The 17,904-nt window shown below is 35.2% G+C and carries 14 protein-coding genes; 6 read left to right on the top strand and 8 right to left on the bottom strand.

Features of this window, described 5'->3' with window-relative positions:
* Nucleotides 1-20: 20 nt before the first annotated feature.
* Nucleotides 21-701 (bottom strand): response regulator transcription factor, encoded by a 681-nt coding sequence (locus AVL50_RS13075; protein WP_062616949.1) that lies wholly within the window; start codon nt 699-701, stop codon nt 21-23.
* A 112-nt stretch (nt 702-813) separates the two neighbouring features.
* Between AVL50_RS13075 and AVL50_RS13070 the strand changes: the two genes are divergently transcribed.
* Both AVL50_RS13070 and ileS read left to right on the top strand, forming a co-directional pair.
* Entirely contained in the window at nt 814-2,928 is a 2,115-nt protein-coding gene (locus AVL50_RS13070; protein ID WP_062616948.1) for a HAMP domain-containing sensor histidine kinase, read from the top strand.
* 704 nt (nt 2,929-3,632) lie between these two features.
* The gene (gene ileS / locus AVL50_RS13060; RefSeq protein ID WP_062616946.1) at nt 3,633-7,004 is read left to right on the top strand and encodes an isoleucine--tRNA ligase; all 3,372 of its coding nucleotides are present in this window, start codon (nt 3,633-3,635) and stop codon (nt 7,002-7,004) included.
* A gap of 385 nt (nt 7,005-7,389) precedes the next feature.
* On the opposite strand, the gene AVL50_RS13055 is transcribed toward ileS, so the two are convergent.
* The gene (locus AVL50_RS13055; RefSeq protein ID WP_062616945.1) at nt 7,390-7,671 is read right to left on the bottom strand and encodes a hypothetical protein; all 282 of its coding nucleotides are present in this window, start codon (nt 7,669-7,671) and stop codon (nt 7,390-7,392) included.
* A gap of 513 nt (nt 7,672-8,184) precedes the next feature.
* Between AVL50_RS13055 and AVL50_RS13050 the strand changes: the two genes are divergently transcribed.
* From AVL50_RS13050 to AVL50_RS13035, 4 genes are all read left to right on the top strand, one after another.
* Nucleotides 8,185-8,736 carry a transposase gene (locus AVL50_RS13050; protein ID WP_062616944.1) on the top strand — a complete coding sequence of 184 codons (552 nt, stop codon included), beginning with the start codon at nt 8,185-8,187 and terminating at the stop codon, nt 8,734-8,736.
* A gap of 204 nt (nt 8,737-8,940) precedes the next feature.
* The gene (locus tag AVL50_RS13045; protein WP_062616943.1) at nt 8,941-9,222 is read left to right on the top strand and encodes a hypothetical protein; all 282 of its coding nucleotides are present in this window, start codon (nt 8,941-8,943) and stop codon (nt 9,220-9,222) included.
* A gap of 131 nt (nt 9,223-9,353) precedes the next feature.
* Nucleotides 9,354-10,082, top strand: a complete 729-nt coding sequence (locus AVL50_RS13040) for a hypothetical protein (protein ID WP_062616942.1) — start codon at nt 9,354-9,356, stop codon at nt 10,080-10,082.
* 26 nt (nt 10,083-10,108) lie between these two features.
* Nucleotides 10,109-10,819: a hypothetical protein gene (locus AVL50_RS13035; protein WP_157491323.1), complete on the top strand. Its 711-nt coding sequence runs from the start codon at nt 10,109-10,111 to the stop codon at nt 10,817-10,819.
* Between the two features lie 255 nt (nt 10,820-11,074).
* On the opposite strand, the gene bioA is transcribed toward AVL50_RS13035, so the two are convergent.
* The 6 genes from bioA to bioB form a co-directional block, all read right to left on the bottom strand.
* A complete protein-coding gene (gene bioA, locus AVL50_RS13030) occupies nt 11,075-12,394 on the bottom strand; it encodes an adenosylmethionine--8-amino-7-oxononanoate transaminase (RefSeq protein ID WP_062616940.1) in 1,320 nt (439 codons plus the stop codon).
* The gene (gene bioD, locus AVL50_RS13025; RefSeq protein ID WP_062616939.1) at nt 12,387-13,028 is read right to left on the bottom strand and encodes a dethiobiotin synthase; all 642 of its coding nucleotides are present in this window, start codon (nt 13,026-13,028) and stop codon (nt 12,387-12,389) included. The genes bioA and bioD overlap by 8 nt, the downstream gene beginning before the upstream one ends.
* Nucleotides 13,029-13,032: 4 nt before the next feature.
* Nucleotides 13,033-13,785 carry a malonyl-ACP O-methyltransferase BioC gene (gene bioC, locus AVL50_RS13020; RefSeq protein WP_172826833.1) on the bottom strand — a complete coding sequence of 251 codons (753 nt, stop codon included), beginning with the start codon at nt 13,783-13,785 and terminating at the stop codon, nt 13,033-13,035.
* Nucleotides 13,782-14,453 (bottom strand): pimeloyl-ACP methyl esterase BioG family protein, encoded by a 672-nt coding sequence (locus AVL50_RS13015; protein ID WP_062616937.1) that lies wholly within the window; start codon nt 14,451-14,453, stop codon nt 13,782-13,784. Before AVL50_RS13015 ends, bioC begins: the two co-directional genes overlap by 4 nt.
* Entirely contained in the window at nt 14,431-15,615 is a 1,185-nt protein-coding gene (locus AVL50_RS13010) for an 8-amino-7-oxononanoate synthase (protein ID WP_062616936.1), read from the bottom strand. Before AVL50_RS13010 ends, AVL50_RS13015 begins: the two co-directional genes overlap by 23 nt.
* 83 nt (nt 15,616-15,698) lie before the next feature.
* On the bottom strand, nt 15,699-16,703 hold the full coding sequence (bioB, locus tag AVL50_RS13005) for a biotin synthase BioB (protein WP_062616935.1): 1,005 nt from the start codon (nt 16,701-16,703) through the stop codon (nt 15,699-15,701).
* Between the last annotated feature and the right edge of the window lie 1,201 nt (nt 16,704-17,904).

Genomic DNA, 17,904 nt, shown 5'->3' with positions numbered 1-17,904 from the left:
TAATTTTGTAGCCCACTTTTTTATATTTTATCAGTTTCCATAAATTCTGCTAGTATTTTTCGTTGCTTTACTGCAAAAGTGAGTAATTGATTGTTACCTGTTACTTCCAGCTTTTTGCAGATATTATATCTATGATTCTCAATGGTTTTGATGCTTTTGAAAAGCTGATCAGCAATCTGAGGAGATGACTTGCCTTTTGAAATAAGCCCCAGTACTTCTAGCTCCGTTTTGGTTAATTGGGTGACTAAAAGCTTATTTTTTCGTATTCTATCAATTTTTTTTTGATTGATCTGAATGAATTGTTTAAATTTCTCACAAGTGAACTTTTCATTCTGTAATACAGCGTCTATACAGCTCCTTATTTCTTTCATCGCATTTTCCTTGAAGATATAACCGTCCACATCAAGGCTTAATGCTTCTTCAAAAGTAAACAGGTCACTATGACTTGTGATAAAAATAACTTTTGTATTAGGTGCTATAGATTTTATTTTTTTAACCATCTCAACACCATTCATTTTAGGCATTTCGATGTCGGCTATAATTAATTGAGGTGATAATGATACGGCTTTTTGATATCCGTCTTCACCGTCTTCTGCTTGACCAATGATTTGAGTATTAGGAATAACGTCAATAATTGGAATAAGAGCTGAGCGTACAATAGGGTGGTCGTCAACAAGTAAAATTGAATTGGTATTACACATTATAATTGCAGATTGTTAAGTTTATAATGTTATTTAGTTGAAAATTTTGAAATAATCAAATATTACAATATACATTTCCAACTAATTTAAATCCTCTTTTTTATTCTATCTCATGATTAACAAACTACCATATATTCTTTCATCTCTAATAGTTTTATTGATTACTAACGCTTACGCTGAAGAAACACCTAAGTTTTACAATGATTCTGCAGAAGATCTTTTTTATGACTCTCCTTTAGAAAGTTATAAAATGGCAGAGAAGGCTTTAATAATGGCCACTAACATGTCATCCACGCATGAAATTGTACGCGCTTACGTTAACCTTTCAAGGTATTATACTTTTAAAGAAAACTATCAGAGGTCATTGGATAGCCTGTATGTTGGGGTGGAATACATCAATGAAATTCCAAGAGAAACTGCAGAACAGCTTTTACTTTCTATAAGTCAAAATCACTTGATATTGCACAGTAATAACCTCACTTTTGATCAATTTATCAATAGCAATGATGAGGAGGTTTTCTGGCGAAAAAATTATAATGTATTAATCAAACTATCAGCCTATTATTATAATAATTACAGCTATTTAAATGCCAATGATAACCTTCAAAAAGCATTGGTTTTAGCTCAAAACTTAAACGACAGCAGTTGCATTGCGGAGGTGAATTATCAGATTGGAAGATTGGCCGTTGCGATTGAGAAATATGACCGTTCCTTAGTTTATTTTGATAAAGCACTTCCTTATACAATTGAATCAAAAGATTCATTGAGAGCATCAAAAATCTATAGTTATATGGGAGAAAGTCAAATGCTTCTGAAAGAGTATTCTACTGCCGATTCCCTATTTTTACTAGCACTATCTTTCTCATCCAAAAGTACCAAAAACCATTATTTAGTGCTTAAAAACCTTGGTAAATTTAATTTTAACCAAGGAAAATATGCCGTCAGTAAATCCTATTATCTTCAAGCTTTGGGAAATATGGGAAACAATTATGATTCTGATAAAGCATTTATTTTCAATGAACTTGGTGATATCTCTCTTTTAGATCATCAATTGGCTGAAAGCAAAATGTATTACGATTCAGCTATTTGGTATTCCAAACGTTTCCAAGATTTTAAAAACTTAGAAGAAGCATTAGTAGGTTTATCAGAAGTAGCAGTAAAAAGAAAAGATTTCAAGTTATCCAACGAGTTATTAAGGAACTCAAAAATTGCCCAATCCAAAAGTACAGAACAGAAAGAAATGGAAGCGATCTCCTATTCCAATGCTTATTTTGATACTTATTTTAAAGAATTACAGATCATTGATTTACGACAAGATAAATACATTAAAGACCTTATTCTAGAACAAGAAAAAGAGAAAACCAGCCTCCTGATTGTTCTTTTAATTGTGGTGCTGTTGGGCGGTGTGCTTTTAGTATTATGGTTTATTCAAACCAGAAAAAATGCAAAACTTGAAAGAGAAAAAGCAAAAGTAGCAAGAGATCACAACGAAGAATTGATGATGATTAATAGTGTATTGTCTCAATCTCAAAAAGAACTACTCAATGCCAATCAAATTAAAGACAGAATGTTTTCAGTGATTGGGCATGACGCAAAAGGCCCTTTAATTAGTGTAAGAAACCAAGTTTTTGGCTTGATCGGCAAGGTGGATAAGGAATCTACCGTGTATGAAGAATTAGTCAATTCTGAAATTCTAATTGATAACGTCATCCGATTAATCAATGACCTTCTGAACTGGGCCATGTTGCAAGACGAAAAAATAGAGTTAAATATAGAAAAAGTAGATTTTAAAGAGATTCTGGAAGCCAACCTAAGCTTATACCAGCAGGTCATCGACCGTAAAAAAATTGTTTTTGATATCGATTTACCTTCCAATACAATATTAGATACCGATTATCAATTGCTAAGTTTTAGTGTGAGAAATCTCTTGTCCAATGCCATGAAATATTCTCCAGAAGGAGGTGAAATAAAGATTTTATCTCAAAGAACTGAAAGCAGTTTTACCCTTTCAATAACAGACCATGGCCCAGGTATCACAGAAGAAAAAATGGATTCAATATTTAGAATGCCCGAAAGTTTTGTGGCCCCAAGCCCAGATCGAGAAGGTCTAGGTTTTGGATTGCCAATGACTGCCAGGTTTGTGAAATTATTGAAAGGAGAAATTTCATTAACATCTGAATTAAAACAAGGATCTACATTCTCTTTGGAAATTCCTTGTTTAAAATAACAGATGAGAAGTTGGTTGTATTGTAAACTAAGCTTTCATTATCTAGTTAATCGACATTTCTGCAAGCTTTTTATGTCCTACTTTCAAGCTTCTTTCTTCTTCATTTTTCCATTGATGAAAAACGAAGCAAAAAATCTAGGCTTAGAAGTCAAAAGCTAAATTCCATTCCTTTCGCCTAAATGATTTTAAACTCGCTAAAGCTCAAACAAGAAAATCATTTTTAACGGCTCAATCCATGGAATTCTTAACGCTTTTCCCTTCAAGGCCGGGGGAGCACTACCAAACTAAAAATGGTAGAAAACCCACTGGCGCGAATGTTAAGCGAAAGCGTCATTCGTGTCAACGGATCATCAGAAATCTCCTGATTTCTAATAAAAGAATAAATAACTAAAACTTGGTTTACATTGTATCAACTTCCTTTGCCTTCAAAGCCTTGAATTTTTTGCTTCGTTTTTGTTTCAAGACAAAAGTGAAGAACAAAGAAGCTTGAAAGTAGTACTCTGAAGGTTTACACCACTTACTTTTAAAAGAAATAGATTCTATAAAAATCACTATTTCTTTGAATATTAATCCCTTCTTGTAAATAATATCGAAGATCATCAAAAGTTAGTTTCTGATTTAAAAACAAATTACGATATTTGCGTGATCTGTACCCTTGTGTGCAGGCAAAGCAAAAAAAATTAGACAATTTCATTCTATAATCAATGGGATTTAAGGAATACAAAGGGCTTGATCTAGTTGCGGCGAATAAAGAAGTCCGTCAATATTGGGAAGAGCAAAATATCTTCGATAAGTCTGTCTCTACAAGAGATGGCAATCCATCACATGTTTTCTATGAAGGACCTCCTTCAGCAAATGGTGCACCTGGTATTCACCACGTAATGGGCCGTGCTGTAAAAGATCTTTTCAATAGATACAAAACATTAAAAGGATTTCAAGTAAAGCGTAAAGCTGGATGGGATACTCACGGTTTACCGGTAGAGTTGAAAGTTGAAAAAGAGTTAGGCATTACAAAAGAGGATATTGGTACTAAGATTTCTGTTGATGATTACAATGCAGCTTGTAAGCAAACTGTAATGGAATTCAAATCACAATGGGATGAATTGACAAAGCAAATGGGATATTGGGTGAACCTTGATGATCCGTATATCACATTTGACAAGAAGTACATGGAATCTCTATGGTACTTGTTGAAAGAATTATACAATAAAGATCTTCTTTATAAAGGATACACAATCCAGCCTTACTCTCCAGCAGCGGGTACTGGTCTTTCTTCTCACGAATTGAACCAGCCAGGTTGTTATAGAGATGTAACGGATACTACAATCACAGCACAATTTAAAGTAGAAAAAGACGACAAGTCTGCTGCTTTATATGAAAATGCTCACGGTGATGTGTATATCCTAGCTTGGACAACAACGCCTTGGACACTTTCTTCAAATGCTGCGCTAGCTGTAGGAGAGAAGATTGATTATGTAAAAGTGAAAACTTACAATGCGTATACACATGAGCCAATCACAGTGATCTTAGCCAAAGATCGTTTGAATGCTTATGTAACGAAGAAGCAATTGGATGCGGACTTCGATGCGTATGAAAAAGGTGCAAAATTAGTTCCTGCTCAAGTAGTAGGTGAATATAAAGGTGCTGAACTTGTAGGTGTAAAATACGAGCAATTATTACAGTTCGTAAAACCTGAAGGAAAAGCATTTGAAGTAATCCCTGGCGATTATGTAACTACTGAAGACGGTACAGGTATCGTTCACATCGCTCCAACTTTTGGTGCAGATGACCAGAGAGTAGCTAATCAAGCAGGTATTTCTCCAATCGTAGTATTTGACGAAAAAGGCAATCCACTTCCATTAGTTGACAAAACAGGTCGCTATGTAAAAGAAATGGGAGAGTTCGGTGAGCAATTCGTAAAAGCAGAATACGAAGAAGACGAAGTATCTGGTGCGAAGGATTACAAATCAATGGACGTTCGTATTGCTATCAAATTAAAGACGGAAAACAGAGCGTTTTTAGTAGCGAAGTATGTCCATAGTTACCCTCACTGTTGGAGAACTGATAAGCCAGTATTGTACTATCCATTGGATTCATGGTTTATCCGTACAACTGTTGTTAAAGACCGTTTGGTTGAATTGAACAAGACCATCAACTGGAAGCCAAAAGCAACAGGTGAAGGACGTTTCGGAAACTGGTTAGAAAACCTAGTAGACTGGAACTTGTCTCGTTCACGTTATTGGGGTACACCTCTTCCTATCTGGAGAACTGAAGACGGTAACGAAGAAATTTGCATCGGTTCAGTAGCAGAATTAGGAGAGCAAGTAAAGAAATCAGTAGCGGCAGGCGTAATGCCAAGAGATCCGAAGTACATCACTGACAGCGGTGAATTGACGGAGGAATTTGACTTACACCGTCCGTATGTAGATGATATTATCTTAGTGTCAGAAAGCGGTAAGCCAATGACTCGTGAATTAGACCTTATCGATGTATGGTTTGATTCAGGGGCGATGCCTTATGCACAATGGCACTATCCATTTGAAAATAAGGAAGTATTTGACGGATCTTTCCCTGCAGACTTTATTGCTGAGGGTGTGGATCAAACACGTGGTTGGTTCTTTACATTACATGCGATTGCAGGTATGACTCAAGACAGCGTAGCGTTCAAAAACGTCATTTCAAATGGTCTTGTATTGGATAAGACAGGTACTAAAATGTCGAAGCGTTTAGGTAACGTGATCAACCCATTCGAAACAATGGACGAGCACGGTGCGGATGCGACACGTTGGTACATGATTTCTAATGCAAATCCATGGGATAACTTGAAGTTTGACTTAGAAGGCGTAAAAGAAACAAAACGTAAGTTCTTCGGAACGTTATACAACACGTATTCTTTCTTCTCATTATATGCTAACCTAGACAACTTCACGTATTCAGAAGCTGAAGTTCCTATGGAAGAGCGTCATGAGTCAGACCGTTGGATCTTATCACGTTTGAACACGTTGATCAAAGAAGTGGATGCCGCTTTAAATGATTACGAGCCAACGAAAGCAGCAAGAGCCATCCAAGCGTTTACAATCGAAGACATGTCGAACTGGTATGTAAGATTGAACCGTAAGCGTTTCTGGAAAGGTGAGTATGCTTCTGACAAAATCGCCGCTTACCAAACACTTTATACATGTTTGGAGACGATCTCAGTATTAATGTCGCCAATCGCTCCATTCTTCTCGGATCGTTTATTCCAAGACTTGAATGCAGCAACAGGTAAAGATCAAGCAGAGTCAGTACACTTAGCGTTCTTCCCTAAAGTAAATGAAGAGTTGATCAACATTGACTTGGAAGAAAAAATGCACTTGGCACAAGTAATTTCATCGTTGACGCACTCTATCCGTAAGAAAGAGAAGCTGAAAGTACGTCAGCCATTACAACGTATCTTGATTCCAGATGTAAACGCTAAAGTAACGGCTCAAATCAAAGCTGTTGAAGCAGTTATCGCTCATGAGGTGAACATCAAAGAGATCGAGTTCTTGACAGAAGAGAACGAAGGTATGTTTGTGAAGCACATCAAACCAAACTTTGCTACATTGGGTAGAAAGTACGGTAAATTGATGAAAGGCATCGCTGGAACAGTAAACCAAATGTCTCAAGACGACATCAAAGCAATTGAATCAACAGGTTCTTACACATTTGATGTTGACGGAAACGAAGTTGTTCTTGGAATTGAGGATGTATTGATCACTTCGGATGATATCCCAGGTTGGTCAATGGCAAAAGATCAAGGTATTACAGTAGCATTAGATATCACTTTAACAGAAGAGTTGAAGAAAGAAGGTATCGCTCGTGATATTGTAAACCGTGTGCAAAACATCCGTAAAGACACTGGTTTAGAAGTACAAGACAAAATCAATATCGTTGCCGAAAAAGGTGATGAATTGGTAAACGGAGCTTTTGAATCATTCAAGGATTATATCTGCGAAGAAACACAAGCAGTTTCTCTATCAGTTGAAGACAGCGTTGCAGACGCAACAGTACTTGACCTTGACGGTGTAGAAGTAAAATTAAAAGTAAGCAAGTAATCTTAGCTTACATATTGATATTGAAGACGGGTAGCAGAGATGTTACCCGTTTTTTTTTGTGCTTGTCAAAAATCTATGTTATAGGTACCATGTCGCAAGTGTTAAGCCGATAGGCGCCACTTGTGACTAATCATTGGCGAAGTCTCCCGACTTCGATATTCACAAAACAAATATGATATCGAGCTTAACTTGATATTTGTTTTAAAATTGGTTTTTGATAGGTTTCGAAGTCAGGAGACAATATCCAATCACAGGTAATGCTGTTGCTTAACACTTGTGATATGGATTTGCAAGGCAAACGTTTTCCATTTTATATTAATTCCCCCTGATTCATAGTTTAATCATCAAAATCCAAATGAAATAGGAGGAATGATTTTGATATCCATTACTTCTTCTGTCTTTGGGAAAATTGAATTGCCATTTTTTCGTCAAAAGTTAACTCGTCTTCAATTTTAGAATAGAGAGTGAATTCATTGAAAATGATTTTATCCTCATCAATAAAAGTCACTTCTTCATTGTTTTTATCAAGTAAACCTTTGCTTCCTACTTTGATTCCAAACTCTTTTTCAGCATAAGGAAATAGTTTTTCATTTGCTTCAATTTCGCCATGCGGAGATAAGTTTCCTTTGAACTGAGCCTTATGTAATGTAAATATTACTTTTTTCATAATATTGATTATTAATTAAACATTTGTTTCCATTTTATATTAGCCAAAACTTTTCCAAACTAAAAATTCATGAAAAAATGTCTATATACTAAACATTTTGTCATGAATTGCTTAGTTTTAAACTAGAAGTGTAGTAAGAAATAGTGTATTCCAATTCAATTTTAATTTACTTTTCGTTTTAGCGTTTATAAATGTCGAATAGTAACAATGAGAATATAATATGACATACTTCAAATGTCGCAAGTGTTAAGCCGATAGGCGCCACTTGTGACTAACTATTGGCGAAGTCTCCCGACTTCGAAATACACATTTCAATTCAAAATTTTTAAACAAATATGAAGTGAGCTAAATTTTGACATTGCTTATCTAACAATTTATTTTAGTGTTGTTTCGAAGTCAGGAGACTTCGCCAATACACAATCACAAGTGACGCTATCGCTTAACACTTGCGATATTCTTACTGATTTTGTTATCTTTAGAATTAGAAAATAAAGCAACAAAAACTAACGATTCATGAGCAGAAACTATAAATTTTTCGATCAGACAGCATGCTATTTTGTAACGATGACGGTCGTTCATTGGATTGATGTATTTTCAAGAAAAGAATACAGAGATATTTTATTTGAAAGCCTTGAGTATTGTAAGAAGGAAAAAGGATTGATTGTCCATGCGTATGTAGTGATGAGTAATCATGTACATTTAGTTATATCATCAAAAGGTAAAGTGAAACTAGAATCCATAGTTCGAGACTTGAAAAAGTTTACTTCTAAAAATATCATTAAGTCTATTCAAGGTAATATTTCAGAAAGTAGAAGGGATTGGATGTTATGGATGTTTGAAAGGACGGGACAACGGAATAAAAACAATTCAAAATATCAATTCTGGCAACAACATAATCATCCGATTATTCTCAATAGTTCTGATATTTTAAATCAGAAAATTAATTACATACATCAAAACCCTGTACGTAATGGTCTTGTTGTGGAGGCGTCTGATTACCTCTATTCTAGTGCTCGAAATTATGAAGAGAAGAAGTATGTGATATTTGATGTTGAAATGATTTAGTTTTTGGTGTATTTCGAAGTCGGGAGACTTCGCCAATATGCAATCACAAGTGACGCTGTCGCTTAACACTTGCGATATGGTTATGTAATAAAACTCTCAAGCCTTCTATTATCACCATGTTTCTTAGAAGTAATCCCTATCATATTGCAATTAAAGTTTTTTAGTTGTAAATTATATGTCCCATTTAATAAACCGATTAACGATATGGAACTAAAAACAACTTTAATAGATGCGTTAGAAATCGCATTAATAGAAGATCAAAACAAGGAAAATAGAAAAGAAGCTTTCAAAGAATTAAAGTATTATGAGGATTTAATTATGAAGTTAGATGTATCATTAGGAGTGTTTGAAGCTTCATTTATTAGGGATGCCCATAAAGATCATCTGATAGAATTTTTAGATTTAGCGTATACTATTAAAAAAGAGGAAAGATTTAGGGAACTGAAAGAAATTCTAAACAAATTATTAATTCAAGTAACAAAATAATATAAGTCGCAAGTGTTAGTCCATGAGCTGTCACTTGCGATTTTTTTTATATGAGAATCTATTTGGTGATCTAATTTTAAGGCAAACTTTTTGAGGGGTACTTAATTGAATTTTTTTAACTATCAGCTACTATGAAAACATACACAAACTTTATACTCTTATTGTTTCTGTTTTCCTGTGAAAATCATAAGCAAGAAATTGAGTTCTATCAGCAAAAAATAGCAGAGTTGGATTCCATCAACCTTATCTTAGAAAACAAAGTAAAGGAGGGGGATATTCAAATTAATACCTTGAAAGGTGTGACGGATAAATGGGATCAAGAAGCTTTAAGGGAAACAAATGAATTATTGTTAGGGCAATTTAGAACACTTAAAATGGACTTCAATAGATTGTCTAAAAAAGGGAAAACAGATCCTAAGATTTTTTATCCATTCTTAGAGTTTAATTTGCCTGCAAAATTATATAAATCATTTCAGCTTCTTTCTGATACTTATCGTATTTCACTAGCAGTAAATCCCTTTTATGTTAAAGGGCATTTTAATGAAGATGAAGTAGAGGATTATGCCATTTTCATTGAAAACATAGAGAATAATAAGCAAGGATTGGCGGTTTTTATGGGAGGAGACTTTGAAAAATACTATGTTTTTGGTGCTGGATATGAATTGAATAAAGATGGTTTTGATCTAAACGGAACGCTGGCTTTATCAGTTACAAATACTGCTAATGTATGGATAAAAGAAGATGAGCCAGAGCCAGTAATTAAATCTCCTCAAGTGATCTATATTGGTTTTACCAATTTCTCTTCTTCTGTTGCTTACTTAGAAGATGAAAAATTAAAGCTTTACTGGCAGGCAGACTAATATTCAAGACTCAAATGAAAACAATCATGAAATATTTTTATATCTCTTTTTTCTTTCTACTTATTTCTTGTGGTCCTTCGAAAGAAGAACTAGCACAATATCAATCGCAGATAAAAGCTTTAAATAACAAGAATACCTCACTTCAAAATCGTTTGCAAGAACAAGAAAGCCAACTCAAATCCTTAAATAATTTGGTTTCTCTTCAAGAAGAAAATGATAGTTTACCTCAAGTTATTAAAGAATTGGATAGTAAACTTACTAGTTTACGTATTAATGATCAGTTGATTGGCTTTGAAACCACTTTTCCTTATCATTTACCAAATGGGATAATTAATACGATGAGATCTTTATCTGAAGAGTATACAATTATATCTGATATCAACCCATTCTTTTTGGAAGTACACTTTGATGGAGGTGAAAGTTGTGGAGAATACTTAATACGTATAGAAGATGTTGCTTTAGAAAGGGGAGGTTTTATTTTATTAAAAGAATGCAGACCTGAATGGTATATGGTATTAGGTGCAGGTGAAAATTCTGGTAGTAGTGGTAACGATCTTAGTAATATTGTTGCTTATTACATTGAAGATGCAAAGAATGTAAAGGTGAGTTATGGTGCTGAACAAAAGAAAGTAACTCCTCCTGGAGAAAAAGTGGTTAAATTTCGCTCCTCTGATGGAACTTCTGCAGTATTTTATAGTGGTGAGGGGGAATACAAATGGGAGTGGTTAGAAGATTAAGATAAACCTATGAAATTCTTTATTTAAGAAAAGCAGGTTCCCTAAAATTGGAATAATACAATTAAATAAAAAAAGATCATCACAAAATGATGATCTTTTTAATTCCTTTAATAACCCAAAAACTATTTCTTATTGCTGTTTTCGTGTACTAAATAACAATTTTTATTTCACTAAAGCAAGAAATAATATAATTAAAATGCTTTTGGAGTTAAATATTTTCAAATCTACATCTTTAAACAAGGTGTACATCGTAATTTAAGTTAACTCGACATTTGATTTTTGAACGACCGATATTCCGTTCGAAAACACTTCCTCGATTACGTTGTATACCTTCTCTAACTCGTCTTTTGTGATGGTATAGGTTGTATTGATGTATACTACATTACCCAAGGGACGTAAGAGTACATTTTCCGACAAGAAATATTTATATAATTCATCTTTGATCGAATTGAAGTATGAAGTCTCTTTTTCACTATCATATTCGATGGCTAGGATCGTTCCCGTTTGCCTTACAGACTTACAGAAATGAGCGGATTTAATCTTTTCTCTAAAGACTTTATGAGAAGCAACAATATTTTTAATCTGTGTTTGCCTTTCCTCACTCAGCAACATTTCCAAACTTTTCGAAGCTACTGCACAAGCCAATGGATTTCCAGTGAAGGAATGACCGTGGAAGAACGTCTTCAATACATCATCAGTCAAGTAGGCATCATAGATCTCATTGGTACAAATCGTAAGGCTCAATGGCATAATTCCTCCTGTCAATGCTTTGGACATCGTGATGATATCAGGCGTGTTGTTTTTGAGGTGATGCGTTGCGAAGAGTTCACCGGTTCTGTAAAAGCCAGTCATTACCTCATCAGCAATACATAATGTACCATGATCATGAGCAATTCCCATCAATTCATCCAACCACTCACTTTTGTACATTCTCATCCCTGAAGCCCCTTGAACAAGCGGTTCAAAAATAAAAGCACAATACTCTTCCGTTTGACAAAGTGTTTCCATGCGAGTTCTCACTTCTTCCCAATTTTCTTCTGTAGGGAAAGGAAGGAAATCCACATCAAATAGATAATCTTCAAAAGGCTTAGAGAAGGGTGAGCGATCTGCCATAGATAAGGCTCCAAAAGTATCACCATGATAGGCTCCCTCAAAAGCAATCACCTTTTTACGAGTATGTATTCCTTTGTTGTAGAAATACTGAATGATCATCTTGATCGCTATCTCATTGGCAGTACTTCCGTTATCTGAAAAGAAAACACGAGAAAGGTCACCTCTCAACTGAGGAATAAGTTGCTCTGCCAATTTTACTGCAGGTTCGTGCGTAAAACCTGCAAAGATGATATGATCTAAATCTAAAGCCTGTTGCTTTAAGGTCTCTGCTAACTCTTCATTGCCATGCCCATGAATATTGACCCACCAAGAGGAAACCGCATCTATAATTTCAGTTCCGTCTTCCAATATGATTTTAGTGCCTTTCGCTCTTTTTACTGGAAGTGGTGGAGGAGCCAATGTTTGAGCCGTAAATGGATGCCAAATACAACTCTGATCTCTTTCTACTAAACTCTTATGCATGTGCTGAAACGGTAATAATGTTGTTGGCAATTAAGTTTTCTCTGACGATCAAAGCGTACTTTTTAATGGTTTCGGCCTCAAGGTCTTCTAATTGAGGTAATCTTAATAGGCAAGGGACATTCGCATGTTTAAGAATCACGCTTTCTGTGTCCTCATTTTTCTCTCCATTAAATACGATTCCGACCAAATCAAGTCCTCTTCTTTGGATTTCACGAATGGATAATAAAGAGTGATTGATACTTCCTAAGTAGGTATTGGATACTAATACGATGGGCAAATTGTACTTCTCAGCAATGTCAATGACCATTTCGTCATCATTTAATGGTACCATCAAACCACCTGCACCTTCAACAATCATGTGTTCTTTAGAGTGCTCTGGCAATGTGATGTTATCCAACGACACTTTGATATTTTCTCTTCTAGCTGAAGCGTGAGGAGACATTGGATATTTTAAAAGGTAAGCCTCAGGTATTTTATCAATCTTCGTTGGAAGAAGTTTGTGTACTGTTTCTGTATCTGTAGGAAATCCTGCTTGAACAGGTTTCCAATAAGAAGCTTGTAATGCTTCAGTAAAAATAGCTGAGACTACTGATTTCCCGCTATCCGTACTGATGGCTGATATAAATAGGTTCATGATTTTATTTTTTTAAGATGAAAAACAAAGGGTGATAAGTGAGTGTGACCTTGTCATTTTTAGAAAAATGATCTTGGTATTCTGTATTAAACCGTTGTAAGATTCTAGCATTCCATACTTTCTGATTTTTGGCTGTACCATTTACTCCAGTGTTTTTCATGTGTTTCAATACTGCTGTTCCTGAATCAAAAAGGCATTCTTCTTTCCACTCCCAAGCGTCAAGTAATTGGAAACCATTTTTCTGTAGTAAGAACTTCCATTCCTCCATAGATAGGTACTCCAAACCTTGATTAAGTAATGCTTTAATTTCTAAAAAATTGGAAGGTCCAAAAGTAGAAAAAGCAAAATGTCCTTCAGGTTCAAGTGCATTATAAATTCTCTTCAAAAGTGCATCAATATCTTCCATCCATTGTAAAACAGAAGTAGAAATGACCAAGTCCAAATGTTGAGGAAGTGGAATATTTTCTATATCACCCACTTTAAATTGTAACCTTGGAAACTCCCTCAAAAGTTGATGTGTACAAAGCGGATCAAGATCATTGACGATATAATCACCACTGATATTTTTTTCTATTTGTTTCGTTAGAAAACCAGAGCCACATCCAATCTCAAATGCCTTATGAAAATGCGTTTCACGCTTTACAATTTCCTTATAAAGCTCGTTGGTAATTTCTTTTTGGATAAATGCCTCTTTATCATAAGTGCCTACATTTTTTCCAAAACGAGAAGCTACTTTTTGTTTGTCTACAGTAATCATAAGCTTAATGTTTGATTGAGTTGACCAATGCTCTCCCATGTGTGATAATGATGGAATGGAAAGTGATGTGTATCGATTAGTTGCGGTGTGATTCCCTTGGCAATCCATGAATTCATCAAATTGTCAGAGGGGAAAATTCTATCTTTTTGACTTACTAAAACTTGGTCAAAAGTGACGGTTTTCGATGGGGATTCACATTGTCCTAAGAAAGCGAGTTCCTCTTTTAATGAATCGATTTCTCTATCGTTATTTTCAATAAATGAGGTATACACCAAACGATCACCGATCATTCTAAACGCAAACTTCTCCCAAGATTTTTGAGATAAAAGCTGAAGGGTTCCATTAAAAATTGCGGTTGGAATTCCTTCTGTATCATCCACCGGTTTTAATGAACCGTTGATGGCAATAGAGTAATTATAATCAGAGTAAGTTTCCATAAATCTTGAAGCCACAAGAACTCCAAAAGACCACCCAATTACTATTTTTTCTTTATAGGGAGTAATGGCTTCAATGATACTGTTGAAATCAAGGTTTTCATATTGACAGACCATCAAAACATCCTTTTCAGAAGTTAAGTTTTGCTCGAAATAATGCCTGCTTTGTCCCCAACCTGCAAAAAAGATAATGACGCTATCAGAATCCTTTTTATTTAACCAATGTGTCTGCATGTGTTTCTGATTTTTTGTAGTGATTAATCATGTCCAATACCTTGTCTATCTCTTCTTTGGTATGATTGGAAGTGATAGAAAGTCTCAATCTCGCGGTTCCTTTTGGAACTGTTGGATAACGGATAGCACTCACAATAATTCCCTCTTGATTTAGAGCCTCGGCTAAAGCCAAACAATCTTTATTGTCTCCAATTATGATGGGTTGAATGTAGGTTGTAGAAACAGTGTCTATTCCTGATTCCTTCGCTTTTTGAATAAAGTAATTGGTGTTGTTCTCCAATTGTGAGCGAAGAGTGCCTGCTTTTTGGGTTTTCTTCCAAGTAAATAACAACCACGCAGTATTAATCGGAGGCAGGGCTGTAGTGTAGATAAAAGAACGGCAAGTATTGATTAAATACTCCTTCCATTCTGCTGATAGAACCACAAATGCACCCACTGCACCCAATGCTTTTCCACAAGGTGCAACAATCACATCAATGTCATCAACTTTGCCTTCTGCTTCACATAAACCCAGTCCATTTTCACCAAAAGCACCTACACTGTGTGCTTCATCAATGATCAAATGACAGTTATATTTTTGCTTTAACGCTACCAATTTCTTTACATCACAACAATCGCCATCCATGCTGAAAAGGGCCTCAGAGACAATAAATACCTTATTGAAATTATCTCTGTGCTTTTTTAGAAGTCGTTCTAAGTGATCATAATCCAAATGTCTGAATCGCTCAAACTGTGCTCTCGCCAACTTCAATCCGTCCACTATACTTGCATGATTCAGTTTGTCCGATAATATCAAATCTCCTTTTTGCGGAAGACTTGACATCAAACCAATATTGGCGTGATAACCACTATTCATCCATAAACACGCTTCTTTTCCATACGCAGAAGAAATTGTATTTTCCAGCTCCGTACAGATACTAGAATGTCCTTCCAAAAGGCGTGAGGATGCACTTCCAAAGCTGAAAAAATCAGATTGGTTTTCTTTTAAAAACGCTTCTTGAAGTCCTTTGTCAGACGCAATACCCAAATAATCATTGGAAGTGAAACTGATAAAGTCTTTCCCTTGGTATTGCACATGACCTCCATCTTTACGGTCAATCTCTTTCAAAGACCTGTATTGATGGGTTTCTTTAAATGCCGATAATTGTTGTGATAGCTCCATCTTGTGTGAGGTAAGAGGGAAGAGGTAAGAAGGAAGAGGGCAGATGTCATTTTACCTCTTCACTCTTACCTCAACCTTTTCTTCTAATATATTACAGCGTCTTTCTCCAATTTTGTTTTCGCTTCTTCTTTGAAAGATGCTCTTGGAGACAAACCAAGTGTTTTGAACATGATCATGTCCACATCTTCCTCAGGGTTTGGAGTAGTAAGTAATTGATCGCCGGCGAAGATGGAGTTAGCACCAGCCATAAAGCAAAGTGCTTGTGCTTCAGTACTCATTTCAGTTCTACCTGCAGATAAACGAACCATTGCTTTCGGCATGATGATTCTAGCAGTAGCAATCATACGGATCATTTCCCATGTAGAAACCATTTTGTTGCCTTCCATTGGCGTACCTTCTACAGGAACCAATGCGTTTACAGGAACTGATTCAGGGTGAGTAGGAAGACATGCTAAAGTAGTCAACATTCCGATTCTGTCTTCGTCTGTTTCACCTAACCCGATGATACCACCTGAACATACTGAAATCTTTGCTTTTTGAACGTTTTTGATCGTCTCTAAACGGTCATCAAATGTTCTTGTCGTAATTACTTGTTCGTAATATTCTCTACTTGTGTCTAAGTTGTGGTTGTAAGCGTAAAGTCCTGCTTCTTTTAATGCTTCCGCTTGCTCTTCGTCCAGCATTCCTAAAGTAGCACAAACCTCAAGACCCATTTCATTGATTTGACCTACCATGTCCAATACTCTTTCGAAGTCTTTGTTAGATCTCGCTTCTCTCCAAGCCGCACCCATACAAAAACGAGTAGAACCATTTTCTTTGGCTTGTTTCGCTTTGTTGACTACCGACTCAGTGGTCATTAATTTATGAGGCTCAACATGTGTATTATAGCGTGCAGATTGAGAGCAGTAGCTACAGTCTTCTTTACATCCACCAGTTTTTACAGAAAGTAAAGTACATACCTGTACCTCACCAGTTTGTTGATATTCTCTGTGAATAGTTGAAGCTTTGTACATTAACTCCATTAAAGGTAAGTGATAAATTTCAGCTACCTCTTGTCTAGTCCAATCATGTCTAATACTTGCTTGCATGTCATACTTAATTTTGTGAAGTCTAAGTACCTGGAATTAAGTGAACGGATATTTTATCTTATCTTTTTTATCCTACTCTTCGTTAGATTTTTATCACGTAGCTATGGCTATGCTCTTCAAATCTGCCTCGATTAGAATAAAAAATAACAACCTAAAATGATCCCTTAACTTCTTTCCATGTACATATGCCATGTCAAACTATATTCTTCTATCAAGTTCTAAGATAAATCTTCATTTTCTATTATCTCATCACCAACCTATCCTTAAAATTTAGGATGTAGAAGTCTATAGCTTAACCGACGGTTAAACGACTTCTTGGTTATGAAAAATTTGATAATAGAATTCCCTTACGAGTATTGGACTCGTCAAAAAGAAAACGATTTATAAGATTAAAACTTAATACGTGTTGGAGGGAGGATATTCGAGAAAAAGTAGTTTTAGTAGAATCTAGCAAGTTTTTGTATAGACTGGCAGATCGACTACTTTCAGAAATACTCTGTGGGTTGCTCAACAGCGTTAATTGTGAAATTTCTAACTCACTTAATAGGAAATCATCCTCTTCAGGCGGATCATCTAAAGCGAAGTTTTGTCTGATGACAAATTCACGAATTAAAGTTGGAGCATTCAAATGTAGGCACACGTTCAGTGTACAAATTTTAATTTCCCTTTTGAGAGAATTAAAAATTGCATAGTTTTTACGCGACCATCTCTTGAAAAATACCATTGCAAAATTAACTTTTAATTCATTTGCAAAGTAAGGAAGGTTTTAGTTTAGTTCGGTAAGATTAGTCAGTTTTTTAGGAAAACTTATATAATTTGTGTCATCAAACTTATGAAATAGAATTTTTGTCACTCTTCTTAATACGTGATTGAGTGGTTAAAAGGTAAGTGATTCCGAACATAATGATCATTCCACAATACTCATAGATATTGTTCATAAAGCTTAGATCATTGAAATCTAAAAACCAAATGTTTCCGATTCCTATAAAACTTGCAATAATAACTAGGGTCCATCTGTAAATATTCATAATTATATGTAGTTGTAAGTTGCTTAGGTTTATTCTAACATGATATACAAAAATATCTTCGGGTGCCGTGCTTTACAAAAATATACTGTTAATGAGTTTTTACTTGGAAGTAGTTTTTGGTGATCTGTGTCATTTAATTGTGAATGTTTTGTTTTTGTGATATTTAAAACAAT

The sequence above is a fragment of the Flammeovirga sp. SJP92 genome (genome assembly GCF_001583495.1).
GTDB lineage: Bacteria > Bacteroidota > Bacteroidia > Cytophagales > Flammeovirgaceae > Flammeovirga.
The sequence above is the reverse complement of the archived record's forward strand: the minus strand, read 5'-3'. Positions and strand labels throughout refer to the sequence as shown.